This is a genomic window from Kribbella rubisoli (assembly GCF_004217145.1).
GTDB lineage: Bacteria > Actinomycetota > Actinomycetes > Propionibacteriales > Kribbellaceae > Kribbella > Kribbella rubisoli.
Window position 1 is genome coordinate 1,733,831 of the sequence record NZ_SHKR01000011.1, and the last position, 15,347, is coordinate 1,749,177.

Annotated in this window: 11 protein-coding genes; 3 read left to right on the plus strand and 8 right to left on the minus strand. The window is 68.5% G+C overall.

Features of this window, described 5'->3' with window-relative positions:
• Positions 1-107: 107 nt before the first annotated feature.
• Positions 108-2,021, plus strand: a complete 1,914-nt coding sequence (locus tag EV645_RS11300) for a heparinase II/III domain-containing protein (protein ID WP_130442385.1) — start codon at positions 108-110, stop codon at positions 2,019-2,021.
• Between the two features lie 6 nt (positions 2,022-2,027).
• Here EV645_RS11300 and EV645_RS11305 read toward each other — a convergent pair whose 3' ends face one another.
• The 7 genes from EV645_RS11305 to EV645_RS11335 form a co-directional block, all read right to left on the minus strand.
• Positions 2,028-3,407 (minus strand): FAD-binding oxidoreductase, encoded by a 1,380-nt coding sequence (locus EV645_RS11305; protein ID WP_130442387.1) that lies wholly within the window; start codon positions 3,405-3,407, stop codon positions 2,028-2,030.
• Entirely contained in the window at positions 3,404-4,270 is an 867-nt protein-coding gene (locus tag EV645_RS11310) for a U32 family peptidase (protein ID WP_130442389.1), read from the minus strand. Before EV645_RS11310 ends, EV645_RS11305 begins: the two co-directional genes overlap by 4 nt.
• Positions 4,270-5,571, minus strand: a complete 1,302-nt coding sequence (locus tag EV645_RS11315) for a nickel pincer cofactor-dependent isomerase, group 22 (RefSeq protein WP_130442391.1) — start codon at positions 5,569-5,571, stop codon at positions 4,270-4,272. The genes EV645_RS11310 and EV645_RS11315 overlap by 1 nt, the downstream gene beginning before the upstream one ends.
• A complete protein-coding gene (locus EV645_RS11320; RefSeq protein ID WP_130442393.1) occupies positions 5,571-7,391 on the minus strand; it encodes an IlvD/Edd family dehydratase in 1,821 nt (606 codons plus the stop codon). The genes EV645_RS11315 and EV645_RS11320 overlap by 1 nt, the downstream gene beginning before the upstream one ends.
• Positions 7,388-8,839, minus strand: a complete 1,452-nt coding sequence (locus tag EV645_RS11325; RefSeq protein ID WP_130442395.1) for an aldehyde dehydrogenase (NADP(+)) — start codon at positions 8,837-8,839, stop codon at positions 7,388-7,390. Before EV645_RS11325 ends, EV645_RS11320 begins: the two co-directional genes overlap by 4 nt.
• A complete protein-coding gene (locus EV645_RS11330; protein WP_242000334.1) occupies positions 8,836-9,660 on the minus strand; it encodes a fumarylacetoacetate hydrolase family protein in 825 nt (274 codons plus the stop codon). The genes EV645_RS11325 and EV645_RS11330 overlap by 4 nt, the downstream gene beginning before the upstream one ends.
• Positions 9,661-9,758: 98 nt before the next feature.
• Entirely contained in the window at positions 9,759-12,473 is a 2,715-nt protein-coding gene (locus tag EV645_RS11335) for a UxaA family hydrolase (protein WP_130442399.1), read from the minus strand.
• A gap of 121 nt (positions 12,474-12,594) precedes the next feature.
• Between EV645_RS11335 and EV645_RS11340 the strand changes: the two genes are divergently transcribed.
• Positions 12,595-13,293: a GntR family transcriptional regulator gene (locus tag EV645_RS11340; RefSeq protein ID WP_242000335.1), complete on the plus strand. Its 699-nt coding sequence runs from the start codon at positions 12,595-12,597 to the stop codon at positions 13,291-13,293.
• Positions 13,293-13,721: a hypothetical protein gene (locus EV645_RS11345; protein ID WP_130442401.1), complete on the plus strand. Its 429-nt coding sequence runs from the start codon at positions 13,293-13,295 to the stop codon at positions 13,719-13,721. Before EV645_RS11340 ends, EV645_RS11345 begins: the two co-directional genes overlap by 1 nt.
• Before the next feature lie 3 nt (positions 13,722-13,724).
• On the opposite strand, the gene EV645_RS11350 is transcribed toward EV645_RS11345, so the two are convergent.
• Positions 13,725-15,314, minus strand: a complete 1,590-nt coding sequence (locus tag EV645_RS11350; protein ID WP_130442403.1) for a phosphodiester glycosidase family protein — start codon at positions 15,312-15,314, stop codon at positions 13,725-13,727.
• Positions 15,315-15,347 lie beyond the last annotated feature (33 nt).

Consider the following 15,347-nt stretch of genomic DNA (forward strand, 5'->3'; position numbering starts at 1 on the left):
ATCACCAGAAACTCATCGCAACTTTCTTCACCAACTCACCATCGTGGCGGTTGTACAGGTCTGTCACCGCCGGCCGGGGGGCCGCGGGCGAGTGGGTGGGGAAATGCATGACGAGATGGTTACTGGTGCTCGGGCTCGTTACCGCGGGCCTCGCGGGCACTACCGGTGTCGCGACGGCTCAGACCGGGCCAGGAATCGCGATCGCCGCTGATCTGCCGGAGCCTGAGGCAGCGCAGTTCGTGCCCGGGGCAACGAACGTGGTTCCGGCGACCGCGGTGGCTGCGAAGAGTGCCCAAGCGATCACCACAGCAACAGGTGGCACCTACACCTGCCCGGGTTTCAGCACGGTCGACGACGCGACGCCGCTCTCGTCCGTGATGCAGGACACCTACACCTGGGGCGGCTTCAAGCCGTACAAGGTTGGTGACGGCAAGGGAAACATCAACTGGAAGCTGAACCCGTACAGCAATCCCAGCTGGTACATGTGGTTCCACTCACTTCGTTGGCTCGGCCAAGGGATCACCGCGGCCAGCCTGGGCGACACCGCCGCGATCGACCGCGTGACGACGATCGTCCACGACTGGGTCCGCGACAATCCGTACTCCTGGAAGGGTGACGTCGGCGCCTGGGAGTCGACGATGCACCGCACCAACGTAATCATTTGCACCCGGCAAGCAGTCCTCGCCGGGTTGAACGTCACCACGCTCCCGACGCAGTACGCATGGCTCGACGCGGCGCTGCTGGACCACGCCACGTTCCTGGTCAACAACTGGAGCGGTGCCTGGAACCACGGAACCGACGAGAGCATCGCGCTGTTCGGCGTCGGCTGCACGCTCGACCGCACCGACTACATGACACTCGCGCAGCAGCGCCTGAACGCCGGCATCACGACCTCGATCGATGCCGAGGGTTCGACCAACGAACAGTCGACGGCGTACGCGCAGTTCAACTACTCCCTCTGGGGCCGTGCCGTCGACGTACTGCGGGCCTGCGGCGCCGACCCCGGTACGACGATCTCCGCCCGCCGCGGGCTGCTGGCCAACTGGCTCGCGCTGGCAACGAACTCGCTCGGCAACCTGCACCAGATCGGCGACTCCGAGGTCGTCCGTACGGCGCCCGTCGCCGGCACACCGCTCGAGTACGCCGGCAGCCAAGGCGCGACCGGGGTTGCTCCGACGGACCGTGTCGGCATGTTCTCCGCGGGCTACGTCTTCGGCCGCTCGGGATGGGGCAACTTCGCGGGGCAGTCGTCGTACAGCATCAGGTATGGGCCGACGCGGCAACTACACGGTCACAGTGACCACACGTCGCTCACCTACACCGCCCGCGGGCGGGACATCCTGATCGACGGCGGCCACGCCGGCTACCAGAACGACGTCTGGCGGGCGTGGGCGAAGAGCCCGTTCGCCAGCAGCACGATGACGACGCCGCTCTCGGCCGACACGTTGCCCGCGACCAAGCTGACCCGGTCGCAGGTGAAGCCGGGCGCCGACTTCTTCGAGTTCTCCGACGTACCCGGACCCGGTATCAGCCGCGTCCGCGCCGTACTCGTGCTGAACAACCCGGACCTGGTCGTCACGCTCGACCGCGCGTCGTCGAAGACTGCGCAGCAGTTCCAGACGCTGTGGCACCTGCCCGCGGACCAGAAGGCGACCGTGTACTCGCGGACCACCGCCCTGGCGTCGAAGGCGGGTGAGGACACCCGGACGATCCTGTTCCAGGTGCCGTACCGGCAGGCGCTGCCGCCCGGCGCGATCCTCCTCAAGCAGGCGCAGACGAAGCCGATCCAGGGCTGGACCTACCCGAACATCAACACCCGCCTCTCGGCGCCGACCCTGATGTTCGCACGCTCCGGCACCACGGCGTCGGTCCTGTCGTTCATCGCCCCCGTCAAGGCCACCGGCGCCGTCACGTACGCGACCCGCTGGTCCGGTACGACGTTCGTCGTCGACCTGAGCGTGGCCGGCGTCCGCACGTCGATCGGCATCACCGCGGGCGGCTCCCTGGTCCGCCTGACCTGATGCGGTTCAGAAGGCCTGGAGGACCTTCCCGGGGTTGAGGAGGTTGTCGGGGTCGAAGGCTCGTTTGATGCGGCGGTGGAGCTCGAGGCCGACCGGACCGAGTTCGGTCTCGAGCCAGCCGGCTTTCAGGGTGCCGATGCCGTGTTCGCCGGTGATCGTCCCGCCGAGGCGGAGGCCTAGCTCCATCACGGCGCCGAACGCCTCCAGGGCTCGCTCCTCGGCCGCCGGGTCGTTGCGGTCGAAGACCACGGTCGGGTGCATGTTGCCGTCGCCTACATGCCCTGGGCAACAAATCAGCACCTGGTACTTGTCACCGATCGCGGCGATCCCGCGCAGCAACGCGACCAGCTGCGAACGCGGTACGGACACGTCGTCGATCAGCGTCGTGCCGAGCGGCTCCAGTGCGGAGTTCACCAGGCGGCGCGCCTCGAGCAACATCCGTGACTCCTCGACGTCCGAGGCCTCGGCGACCTCGATCGCGCCGTGCTCCGTGCAGATCGCCGCGATGCGTGCCACGTCCTCGGCCGCGCGTGGTCCGCGGTCGGACTGCGCGAGCAGCATCGAGCCGACGTCGCCCGGAAGACCCATGTCGCGGTAGTCCTGGATCGCCCGCAGCGTCGGTTGGTCGAGGAACTCCAGCAACGACGGCCGCAGCCCGGACGCCATCACCGCCGCGGCAGCCGCGATCCCGTCCTCGATCGAGCGGAAGGTCGCCGCCGCGGTCAGCCCGGCCTCGGGGGCCGGACGCAACGCGAGCGTCGCCTCGGTGACCACGCCCAGCGTGCCTTCCGACCCCACGATCAGTCGCGTCAGGTCGTATCCGGCAACGCCCTTCGCCGCACGCCGCCCGGTGCGGACGATCTCACCCGACGCCAGCACCACCTCGACAGCGCGCACGAAGTCCGACGTCACGCCGTACTTCACACAACACAACCCGCCGGCGTTGGTCGCGATGTTGCCGCCGATCGTCGACATCTCCCACGACGACGGGTCCGGCGGGTAGAACAGATCCTTCCCCAGCACAGCCCGCGACAGGTCGGCGTTCACCACACCCGGTTGTACGACGGCGACCTGGTCCTCGACGGAGATGTCGAGGATCCGATCGAGACGCGAGGTCGACAGCAACAGACACCCATCGATCGCGTTCGCCGCGCCCGACAGCCCGGTCCGCGCACCTTGCGTGACAACCGGTACGCCGAAACTGCCGGCGGCTCGCAGTACCTCAGCGACCTCGGAGGTCGAGGTCGGTCGCGCCAGCACCCGCGGCACACCCGCCGGCGAGAACGTCGCGTGGTCGTGCCGATGGCTGTCCAGCACATCGGGATCATCGACAACCGCCGCGTCCCCCAATGCGGACCGGAGCCGGGTTACGAGCGCATCACTCATGCTTCATCCTGCTCGGCAAGCAGCCGCAGGATCAACTCCGCCCGCCGGACACGCTCCCGTCCGAGGGCTTCCGCCGTACCGGCCAGGTGTGCGCCGACCGGGTAGATGTTCGGCGCGTTGCGCAGGCCCATCTTCAAATAAACGGGCGCCGCGACGCGGACGACCTCCGGTACGTCGTAGAAGCGGACGTGGCCGCCCTGGTCGTCGGGGACCTCGATGTACATGTCGATCGGTACCGTCGTCACCGAGCGGATCTCCGCGAGCACCGGCACCGGCAGGTCGGTCGACACGTTCAGGCTGGTCGCACCGAGACGCTCGTACAGCTGGGCGGTCGGTGCGTTCGGCAACGGCATCAGCACCGAGGTCTTCAGCACGAGGTCCGCAGGCAGCTCGCCCTCGACCTTCAACCGGCCCATGATCTCCAGTACGCCGATGTCTCCGACCAGCAGACTCCGTACGCCGAGCTCCACCGCGCGGAAGGCGTCGCACAACGACGCCGCGACCTGCTCGTTGCCCCGCGCAACACCACCGACCGCCGCCGAGACCTTGGCCTGACCACCGATGTCCCACGAGCCGCGGGGTCCGAGGAACAGGCAGACCTCGACGCCGGAGGAAGCGCCGAGCGAGAGCATCTCCTCGATCTCGCCGTCGGTCAGCATCATCACGCCGCTGCCCTGCGACACCCGGTCGATCGTGATCCCGCGCGACTTGGCCTCCTCCAGTACCGCGGTCATCACCCGCGGCCCTTCACAGGAAGGGATCTCGACCTTGTACGGCGACCCGTCCGGGAACGTCCGGGTCGAGGTGTCCCCCGGCGCGAAACCGCGATCGGCGAGCAGGGCACGTGCTTCGCGAAGGTTCATCACTCGCTCCAAGGTCCGAGGCTCCCGCCCGACGTCAGGTCGCGCGCCGTACCGGTGATCTCCAGGTCGAAACGCTCAGCCGCCTCGTCGAGCAGTGCCGGCGTCACCATCAGCTCGTGCGGGGACAGCGTGTCCTTGATCCGGGCCAGCCTCAGCTCGGACCAGTGCCGTCGTCCGCACATCGTCACAGCCGCGAGTACGGCGGCCTCGTCGTCCTCCATCACCATCGGCAATCGGGAACGCCGCGCACCGCCGGCACCGGAGGTCAACGCGTTCACGTAGCTCGCCCGCAGGTCGATCTGCTCCAGCAACCGCGCCGGGATGACGTCGGCGAGCCCGAGACCGGATGCGTTCCCGTGCGAGGCCGGCGTCAACGAGTGCACGCTGATCGCCGCGATCGACGGCGACTCGAACTCCGGGATCCCGTGCACCCAGCAACGACCGATCACGTTGGTGTCCATGCCGGCGCCGGACTTGTCCTTGCCCAGTTCATCGATCACCAGCACGTCGAGCTCATCGAACGGCAACCGGCCGAGCATGCTGGAAGCCCTTTGCAGCAAGGCATTCTCGGCCGCTCCGGCGATTCCGTCGGACTCGACAAGCTCGACCGACGCGGTCTGATCGAGCGAGTTCTCCAGGATCGCGAGACCGCCGATAATCTTGCCCTGCGCAACGACCATCCGGGCCGCGGCCTCGATGTTGCCGCCGAGCGACGGGATGCCGCCGGCGTGCAGCGAGGCAGCCCCGCGGTGGTTGCCGAGGCCGATCGCGAGAACCTTCGCGATCCCGCTCTCGATCTGTCCGTGGAAGTCCGTGTGCGGTTTGACCCGGTTCACCAGGAGTACGCCGTCGGCCTTGGCGGCGATCGCATCGTGATGGATCTCGGTGCCGTCGTCGAGCGTGCCGACGACCACGGTCTCCATCGTCGCCTCGATCGGGCAGCCGACGGACTCCGGCGTGATGCCGAGCCCTTCGAGCATCTCGCGCTGCCCATCCGCGGTCGCACCACCGTGCGAGCCCATCGCCGGGATCACGAACGGCGCCGCGCCGGCGTCACGAAGCCAGTCGACGGCGGCCTTCACCACCGGCACGAGATCGCGGATCCCACGACTGCCTGCAGTCACCGCTATCCGGGCGTCGGGCCGGATCCGTTCGCGCAGCGGCTCGAGCGCAGCGCGCGCTTCGGCGTACGGATCGGCCGAGGTCGGCACCTCCGACAGGATCCGCCTGATCGGCGTCACCTGCGGGAGCGTGCCGGACGGCCGAAGTCCTCGAACCGCCTCGAAGGGTCCCCAGCTCATCAGTGACTCTGCCGTCCGACGGCTGAACCTGTGCGGCCGACCAGGAAGTCAAGGTCGCAGCCCTGGTTCGCCTGCGTGACATGGTCGACGTACAGGCGGGCCCAGCCGCGATCGGTCGGCGGCGTCGGCGGTTGCCAGTCGGCTCGTCGCTTTTCCAGCTCTTCGTCCGGCACATCCAGGTGCAACCGCCGCGCCGGTACGTCGAGCTCGATCCAGTCACCGGTCCGCACCAACGCCAGCGGCCCACCGACAGCCGCCTCCGGCGTGACGTGCAGTACGACGGTCCCGTACGCCGTACCGCTCATCCGGGCGTCCGAGATCCGCACCATGTCGTCGACGCCGATCTCGGCGAGCTTGCGCGGGATCGTCATGTTGCCGACCTCGGGCATCCCCGGATACCCGCGCGGGCCGGCGTTCTGAAGCACCAGCACGGTGTCCTCGTCGACGTCCAGGTCCGGGTCTTCGACCGCCTTGTCGTACTCCTCGATGCTGCTGAACACCAGCGCCTTGCCGCGGTGCCGGGACAGCCGCTCGGACGCGGCCGACTGCTTGATGACCGCACCGTCCGGCGCGAGATTCCCCTTCAGTACGGCGGTTCCCGCGCCGCTTCCGAGCGGATCGCCGACGGGCCGGATCACGGCGTACGTCGGGTCGCCCGGAGCACCACCGGGGTACGTCGCCTCGATCCGCTCCGCGTTCGCGACGTTCTCGCCGATGGACTTGCCGGTGACCGTGATCGCGTCGGTCTTGAGCAGCGGCAGGATCTCCTTCAGCACCGCGGGCAGGCCGCCGGCGTAGTAGAAGTCCTCCATCAGGTACTTGCCCGACGGCTGCAGGTCGACCAGCCATGGGACGCCGCGCGCCCACTCGTCGATGTCGTCCAGCGTCACGTCGACGCCGACCCGGCCGGCGATCGCGAGCAGGTGGATGACGAAGTTCGTCGAGCCGCCGATCGCGGCGTTCGACCGGACGGCGTTCGCGAAGGCATCCCGGGTCAGGATGTCGCTGATCTTGAGGTCTTCCTTCACCATCTCGACGATCCGCTGCCCGGACTTCTGGGCGACCACGTACCGGCGGGAGTCGACGGCGGGGATGGCCGCGCCGCCGGTGAGCTGCAGACCGAGCGCTTCGGCCATGCACGCCATCGTCGACGCCGTGCCCATCGTCATGCAGTGGCCGTTGCTCCGCGACTGGCCGCCCTCGGCCGCGGCGAAGTCCTCGGCCGACATCCGGCCGGCGTTGAGGTCCTGCGTGAACCGCCAGACCGCCGTACCGGAGCCGATGTCGCAGCCACGGAATTTACCGTTCAACATCGGACCGCCGGTGACGACGATCGTCGGCAGGTCGACGCTGGCGGCGCCCATGATCGAGCCCGGCGTCGTCTTGTCGCAGCCGGTCAGCAGCACCACGCCGTCCAGCGGGTTGCCGCGCAGCGACTCCTCGACGTCCATGCTGAGCAGGTTGCGGAACAGCATGGCGGTCGGCCGCAGCAGTGTCTCTCCGAGCGACATGACCGGGAACTCCAGCGGGAATCCGCCGGCCTGCCAGACGCCGCGCTTGACCGACTCGGCGAGCCGGCGCAGGTGCGCGTTGCACGGCGTGAGCTCGGACCAGGTGTTGCAGATCCCGATCACCGGGCGGCCGTCGAAGGCCTCCTCGGAGAAGCCCTGCGACTTCATCCACGATCGGTGGATGAACCCGTTGCGGCCCTTCTCGCCGAACCAGTGGTCGTAGCTCCGCCGTCCGGTCGATGCCGGCTCGGACTCACCGGCGAGGACTTCGCCCTCGGCCGGGTCGTTGGTCGGAGGTAGATCAGTCATCGCGACACCTCACCTGTGGTCACGGTTCCGTTCACCCGGCGGCTGATGCCGGCCGGGTTCGAGTCCTTGAGTACGTCGGGGAGCACCGCGTCGGGCGTGTCCTGGTACGCCACCGGGCGCTGGAACCGGCGGGCCGCCGTCACGCCGACGCTGGTGTGGATCGAGCCGACCGTGGACGGGAAGGGACCGCCGTGGTGCTGCGCCCAACTCACCGCGACGCCGGTCGGCCAGCCGTTCCACAGGACGCGGCCGGCGCGGGCGGTCAGCTGCGGGAGAAGTTCACGGGCAAGGTCGGCGTCTTCGTCCTCGGCGTGCAGCGTCGCGGTCAGATTGCCTTCGAACGCTTCGACGGCTGCCTTCAGCTCGGCGATGCCGTCGTACTCGACGACAATCGAGACGGGGCCGAAGCATTCCTCCAAGATCTCGTCGCGGCGGGCGAGCAGCTCGGTGACCGTGGTCTGCAGAAGGGTTGCGGCGCCGGTGGACCAGACCCGGAGGCCGTCGACCTTTTCGAGGCGGTCGAGGCCGGAGCTGAAGCCGTCCTTGATCCGGTCGTTGAGCATCGGCGCCTCGGCCACTCCCCCGACTGCCTCGACGAGCTGGTCCTGCAGGCTGTGGCCGGTCGGCAGGAACAGCAGTCCGGGCTTGGTGCAGAACTGTCCGACGCCGAGCGTGAACGAACCGACGTACCCGCCGGCAATGTCCTTGCCGCGGGCATCGATCGCGGCCTGCGTGACGAAGACCGGGTTCAGGCTGCCGAGCTCGCCGTAGAACGGGATCGGCTCCGGGCGGGTGACGGCGATCTCGTGCAGAGCCTTGCCTGCGGGGACCGAGCCGGTGAAGCCGGCCGCGGTGATGCGCGGGTCCTTCAGCGCGGTGACGCCGACGTCGAAGCCCGCGATCAGGCCGAACGTTCCGTCCGGTGCTCCGGCAGTCTTCAGCGCCTCGATCATCACCTCGGCGGTCCGCGCGGACAGCTCCGGGTGTCCTGGGTGTGCCTTGACGATCACCGGGCACCCGGCCGCCAGCGCGGAGGCGGTGTCGCCGCCGCAGACGCTGAACGCGAACGGGAAGTTGCTGGCGGCAAACACCAGGACCGGACCGAGCGGGACGAGTATGCGCCGAAGATCCGGCCGCGGCACCGGCTTGGCCTGCGCGTCGGCGGTGTCGATGACGACTTCCAGCAACGAGCCCTCTTCGAGCACGTCGGCGAACATCCGCAGCTGTCCGGTACTGCGGGCAACCTCGCCGGTCAACCGGGCCTGAGGCAACGAGCTCTCGCGCATCGCGATCGGCACCAGCTCGTCGGACGCCGCATCCAACGCGTCCGCGACGGCGCGGATCCACCCGGCCCGCACGGCCGGCTCGGACGAACCGAACGCGGGCGCAGCAGCCGTCGCGGCGGCCAGCGCCTGCTCGAGCTCGGCGGGTGTGGTGTCCTGCGTCATCGGATTCCCTCCAGGTTGTCGGTTGCGAGGAACGCGAACGGTTCCCGGCCTACCGCCACGGTATTCGTGAGCGTGCCGACCTCGTCGATCGTGATCGTGATGACGTCCCCTTCGGCGAGCGCGAAGTCCAGCTCGGGGACGATCCCGGTGCCGGTCGCGAGGATCACACCGTCGGGGAAGTCGTTCGGCAGGAACAGTACGTCGATCAGGTCCTGCAGCTCCCGGACCAGCTTCGCCGTCGATGTGGTGTCCGAGAACACCTCCGCGCCGTCCCGCTCGATCACCAGCCGGATGCCGAGGTTCTTCGGATCGGAGACCTCCCACGCCGGGCGGATCCCCGACGCCAGCGCACAACCGCCCGCGAACAGCTTCGCCTGCGGCACGTACAGCGGGTTGACGCCCTCGATCGAGCGCGAGCTCATGTCGTTGCAGACCGTGAACCCGACGATCTGACCGTGGCTGTTGGCAACCACCGCGAGCTCCGGCTCCGGTACGTCGTGACCGGAGTCGGACCGGATCCCGACCGGCTCGCCGTCCACGACCACCCGCCAAGCGGGCGCCTTCTGGAACAGCTCAGGCCGGTCGGCGCTGTAGACCTTGTCGTACACCGACTGCTCGGTGCTCTCCTCCATCCGGGCGCCGCGGGACCGCTCGTACGTCACGCCCGCGCACCACACCTCACCACGCCCGTCGAGCGGCGGCAGGAACTTCAGGCCCTCGGCCGGCTCGCCCTCCCCGACCTTACCGACCGCGGCCCGCAGGTCCTCGAGCGAGAGTTGCAGCAGCTCCGCGAAGGTGTTGATGCCGGCAAGGGAAGCCACCGTGTCACCGGTGCGCACACCGGGGATCGGGCGACCGTCTACGGGAGACAGATAGCGGACAAGGTGCATTGACAGGCCTTTCATTTATAAAAGCACAGTTACATCGAGGTGCCGAGCAGACCACGGGTGATCTGGAAACCAACATTGCCGGAGGCAACAGCTTTGGGAACGAGTCGACCGCTGGCGACCGCGGCGATGGTGTCCAGCCCGATCCGCGCCTGCTCGGCCGCGTTGCCGGTGGCGACCGCATCCAGGTCGTCGCCGTACGTCGCAACCGTCTCAGGATCGTTGCTGAACTCGACAACCGGCACGAACCGCTGCGCCGACAAGGTGCCGCCGGCAACATGCGCGAGGATCTGCTGGACACCGGTCGCACCGAACCCGGTCGCGGTCTCCATCCAGTCGGTCCCCGGCATCCGCATCACCTGCCACCCCGGCTCGGCGAGCCGCTGCCCATGCGCGACAGTCGGCCCGGCCGGATCGGCCGACCCGAACGCCGCAGTACGGAACCGGTCATCCGCAAGCAGTGCGCCACGCGACGACAGTACGACGGAACCGCCCGAGCCCACGATCTCGCGGCCGATCAGCGCGAACGCCTCGGCGGTCGCCTCCGAGAGCGGACCCCGTGCTTCGAGGCCGACGGTGAGCGCACCGAGGTCTCCACGCTCGTCAGCCGGAGCGGCCAACTGGAAGCTGCTGAACCAGGCCTTCACCTTGTCGCCGACCGCTTCGAGACCGCCGTCGGCCTGGATGCTCGCCCAGCCGAAACGGGACGGATCCTTGCCGGCCTCGACGAGTCGCGAGCGGAAGTAGTCGTTGTGGGTCTTCTCGCAGCCGTGTTCGAGCAGCAGCGCCATCCGGGTGTTCGGGTGGAGCAAGTACCCGAGCATGATCCGCGCGAAGGTCTCCTCGGACGCACCACCGCTGCTGCCGCAGCCCTCGGTGTGCGGCAGCGCGACCATCCGCGTGACCGCGTCACCGGCCCACTTCTCCAGCTCCGCCTGGGCTGCGATCCGCAGAGCGATCTGGCCGGAGCAGAGGCTGGTCGGCAGGATCAGGCCGACCGCCTCGGGCACCAACCGGTCGTCGACTCGCAGAAGCTCCGTGGGGGTCCGGCTGTCGGCGGTGAGGCCGTGGTGCGGCAGGCCGTCGAGCGGAGCGTCGCGATCCTCGGCCGGGAGGTCGGTGAGCTTGCGGCTCATCCGGCCGTCGGTGGTGATCGAGATCCCCTCGACCGGGCCGACCTGCTTCCAGTTCCGCCAGATCGACACCTGGCTGTGGCCGGCGCGTTCGCCCGCGCTCTTCTCGCCGGATGCGACCCGGATCGTGAGGTCGAAGGTCTCCGCGGTCAGGTCCGGCATCGGCGTACCGGTCAGATACTTGCCCGCGTCAACGTCCATCTCGGCGTGCAACCGCTCGTACCGGGCGCTCGTCGTGACGAACTTGAGCGTAGGAACGAACGGGAAGTTGGTGATCGAGCCGTTGCCGGTGGTGAAGAAGATCAGGTTGCAGCCGCTGCCGATCTGGCCGGCCACCGACTCCAGGTCGTTGCCCGGACTGTCCATGAAGATGTAGCCGCTGCCCGGCAGCGGTTCGCCGTACTCGATGACGTGGTCGAGCCGGACCTCGCGCGGAAGCTTGCGCGCGGCGCCGATCGACTTCAGCACGATGTTGTACAGGCCGCGGTACACGTTGCCACCGGACGGGTTGCCCTCGGCGGTGTGGCCGTGCCAGCCGACGCGCTCCTTGAACGACTTGATGATCGCGAGGAAGTTCTTCGCGGTCGCGAGGTCGCGGACGTTCTTCAGGACGTACGGCTCGGCGCCGATCAGCTCGTCGGTCTCCGCGAGGACCGCCGTACCTCCGTGCCGGATCAGCTCGGAGCTGACCTGACCGGCCAGCGGGTTCGCCGAGATGCCGGAGAACGCGTCGGAGCCGCCGCACTGCAGCGCGATCTTGAGATCCGCCAGCGGGACCTCCTCGCGCTGCTGCGCGTCGACGACCGGCAGCCACGGCTCGATCAGCGCGCCGGCGATCGTCAGGTCGTGTTCGAAGCCGGCCTTCCGGGTGAAGTACGCGTGCGGCACCTTGATCGACGGGTAGCCGTTCTCGGCCATGAAGTTCTTGATCGCCTCACCCGAGACGACGTCGCCCTCGGTGTCGACGATCAGGACCGCGCCGACGTTCGGGTTCAGTGTGAAGCCGGCCAGCGTGGCGAGCAGGAAATGCAGGTTGTTCGGTACTTCGTCCTCGCCGCCCTCGGTGTGCGCCACCGGTACGACTCCGTCGCCGGCCTTTGAGCCGTCGAAGCGCCGGGCGAGCTCGGTGACGAATCCGCTGCTGCGCGAGCTGGTCGCCATCAGTACGACGTGGTTGCGCGTACCGGCCGGGCCCTGTTCCCGCGGGTAGCCGAGGAACGTGCCGGGCTGCTCGACGCTGGTCACCTGGGCGCCGAAGTTCACCGCAGACTCGTCCAGCTCGTACGGGTCGAGCGGCTCGTTGGTCGCGCTCGGCACCTCGGGCAGACCGTCGACGCCGCGGGCGGTCACGGCGGCGAGGCTGGTCGGCGTACACACATAGTCACCGGGGACGAGGTCGCGGGATGCGCGGGCGAACGCGGTGTTCCACGAGGTCAGCGCGTCACCGGTGCTCGCCGGGGTGACTACGAAGCGGTGCCCCTCGAGCACGGTGTGTGGCAGCGTCACCGTCGTACCGTCCAGGTCGACCTCGGTGCCGGCCTCCAGCCGCCGGGAGGCGATCGCCACGTTGTCCCCGGGCTCGGGCAGAACGCCGATCTCTTCGAACCTCACCATCGTTCGCGCCTTCCCATAGCTACCTCGAGCCAGAATCGTGCATGATGCATGATTACCAGTGTTACCCTGCCGAAACCTGACCGGTGGGGTCAAGGGCGCGACCAGATTCCGGAGACAGCTGATGGCTGACGCGTTGGGGCCGATGGAGCCGGTTTCGCCGGTGGACCGGCGGGTGCTGCGGCGGCAGATGCTCGCCGACGACGTGTACGAAGCCATCAAGACGATGCTGATGGACCACGTCATCCGCCCCGGCGCCCGGATCTCGATCGACGGTCTGGCACGCGAGTTCCAGGTGTCGTCGACGCCCGTCCGGGAGGCGCTGGCGCGGCTCGAGTCGGAGGGTTTGGCGGTCAAAGAGCCGCTGAAGGGCTACCGCGCGACGCCGCTGCTGACGCTGGAGGAGTTCGACGACCTGTACCGCTTCCGCCTGCTGCTGGAGCCGTGGGCGGCGCGGCGGGCGGCCGAGCTGATCTCTTCCTCGGGGCGCGAACAGTTGCGGTCCGAGCTGGCGAACGCAGTCGAGCCGACGTCGATCGACTATGCCGGCTACAAGTCGCTCACCGCGCACGACAACCGGTTCCACTCACTGATCGCGTCACTGTCGGGGAGCGAGCAGGTCCGGCTCGCCTTCGAACGCACCCACTGCCACCTACACATCTTCCGCCTCCACTACAACCGCGACATCGGCCCAGAGGTGCTGACCGAGCACCGCATGCTGGTCGAGGCAATCACGTCCGGCGATCCAGCCGGAGCTGAGGCGGCGATGACCCGGCACATCGAAAACTCGATGACCCTACGGTTGCGCCGCATCTACGAGTGATGCGCTTCCCACTGGAAATCCCTCCAGCGCTAGCGGCGTACATCCTCGACTTGCACTGGGACCTCGAGCTGCTGCACGCCCTCGACCTGCCGGTGATCGAGCTCCCCGTGGCCGACTTCGCCGACCACCTCGACCTCCCGTTCTGGGCGTACGACGACCGTCCGTTCCAGATCACTGCACACCAGGTCGCGGCCGATCCGGTCACCTATCGCTCCCAGTACGAACGCACCCTCACCGCAGACCTCCGCCACCCAATAGACGCCGTACGCCGCCCCGACAACCGTCTCACCATCCTCGACGGCATTCACCGCCTACTCCGCGCCGAACTCGAAGACCGCACCGTTGTCGCCGTACGCATCCTGCCGTGGGCAGAGCTGGACCAGATCGCCGTCCGTGGGGGCGGACTTCTGCCGCCCCCGCGTGACTGACAACTACTTCGTGATTACCAGTGCGTCTCCGACGGGGCGCTCGCCGGTTGCGTCCGATGGTGTGTTCAATACCTTGCCGTCAGCAACCATCGTTGTGGAGCCGCCGCCGTCCAGGTTGATTGCTTCGGTCAGGTGGAAGGACTTGGCTACTGCGGCAGCTTCGGAGATCGACAGGCCGAGGCTGTTGACGTTGCGTCCATCAGCCGTGATCAGCACCGTGCGGCCGTGGTCGTCTACGCCTGCGATTGTGCGCGGGTTCCGCTTGTGGACCCAGCCGTAGTAGAAGCTCGCCGTGTCCTGCACCATCCCGTCGGCCGCCGCGGTCGCGTGGATCCGCCCGTCGCGGACCAGTTCCGGTCCGCCGTTGACGATCGTCGTACGGCGGGACAGCGGGACCGGCCGGCCGCGCTCGTCGAGCAAGGTCGAGCGGACCGTCAACGGCCTGCCAACTCGAGCTGCAGCCAGCAACGGCGCCACGAGGTTGCCGATCGCCTGCACGGTCCGCCCGCCCTCAGGGATCGCCCCACCGCGAGTCGCCGTACGGATCGCCGTAACGACCCCGCGCCGATCGAGCACCACCTCGGCACCGGGTCCGCTTGGCGTGGCAACGCCGTACGACTCGTCGAACGCAATCAGTTCATCCGCGTCCGTGCAGGTCGTGTCGTGCATCGGCTTCGCGGTCGGCAGGTCATCCGCCGTACCTCCACAGTTGCGGATCAAGCCGGGCACGCGGTTCAGGCCGTCGAGCGGAAGCGCCTTGCCGGCGCCCTGGACGGAACCACGCCAGGTGAACCGGTCGACGGACGTGCCGCGCGGGCCGAGCACGAGGGCCGGGCGGCCGTTGGTCGGCTCGCTGACCAGGCGCCCGTCGTACACACCGACGCCGGCCGGATCGCCAGGCGCTCCGGATTTCGGATCGAGGACGAAGAAGCCGGCGTTGATCGCGGCGGTCGCGCCGGTCAGGGTTGCGAGCGTGCTGGTCGTCTCGCGCTGTTCGATGTCCGAGCCGTACGTCGCGTCGAGCGTGCCGCGGAACTTCTTCGGGTCGATCGTCAGCACCTGGACGTGCCACGGACCGGTCGAGCCGGCGATGTCGTCGGGCTCACCGTCCCAGCCTGTGTAGATGCTCGATCCGCTGAGCCCGGCCGCAATCACCTTGGTACGCAGGGCGTCGGCGTCCGCCTTGTTCGCGAACAGTCCGAGCCGAACGCGGTACCCGAGGCTGCCTCCGCCCGCGTCAGCAAGTCGCGGCGTCGGCACATCCTCGACGCGTGGCTCGAGACCCGCGGCGCGGAGCTTGTCGGCGGCCTTGTTCGCGCCGGCCTGGTCGGAGATCGCGGCGGCGGGCGCGTCCGGATCGGGCGAGGAGGAGGGAATCGCGATCTCGACGGTCCAGCCGGCCTTGGTGTCGGTCTGGCCGCGGACGATCGTCGTCAGCGTGACGCCCGGCTGGAGCGCGCGGGTATCGCGGGTCTCGGTGAGATTGTCAGGGCCGAGCGGAAGATGCTGCGTCGGCGGGGTGGCAACAGCGGTCGTGCCACCGAGGGTCAGGGAAAGACAGAGGGCGGACAGGCCCAGACGTCGCAGGGTCATAGAACGTTCCTACGTTCCCCCCACCCCTGTCGC

Bases quoted from the DNA above. Each gene is read 5' to 3' on its own strand.
- EV645_RS11300 (WP_130442385.1), top strand. From the start codon at position 108: ATGACGAGATGGTTACTGGTGCTCGGGCTCGTTACCGCGGGCCTCGCG.
- EV645_RS11305 (WP_130442387.1), bottom strand. From the start codon at position 3,407: ATGAGTGATGCGCTCGTAACCCGGCTCCGGTCCGCATTGGGGGACGCG.
- EV645_RS11310 (WP_130442389.1), bottom strand. From the start codon at position 4,270: ATGAACCTTCGCGAAGCACGTGCCCTGCTCGCCGATCGCGGTTTCGCG.
- EV645_RS11315 (WP_130442391.1), bottom strand. From the start codon at position 5,571: ATGAGCTGGGGACCCTTCGAGGCGGTTCGAGGACTTCGGCCGTCCGGC.
- EV645_RS11320 (WP_130442393.1), bottom strand. From the start codon at position 7,391: ATGACTGATCTACCTCCGACCAACGACCCGGCCGAGGGCGAAGTCCTC.
- EV645_RS11325 (WP_130442395.1), bottom strand. From the start codon at position 8,839: ATGACGCAGGACACCACACCCGCCGAGCTCGAGCAGGCGCTGGCCGCC.
- EV645_RS11335 (WP_130442399.1), bottom strand. From the start codon at position 12,473: ATGGTGAGGTTCGAAGAGATCGGCGTTCTGCCCGAGCCCGGGGACAAC.
- EV645_RS11340 (WP_242000335.1), top strand. From the start codon at position 12,595: ATGGCTGACGCGTTGGGGCCGATGGAGCCGGTTTCGCCGGTGGACCGG.
- EV645_RS11345 (WP_130442401.1), top strand. From the start codon at position 13,293: ATGCGCTTCCCACTGGAAATCCCTCCAGCGCTAGCGGCGTACATCCTC.
- EV645_RS11350 (WP_130442403.1), bottom strand. From the start codon at position 15,314: ATGACCCTGCGACGTCTGGGCCTGTCCGCCCTCTGTCTTTCCCTGACC.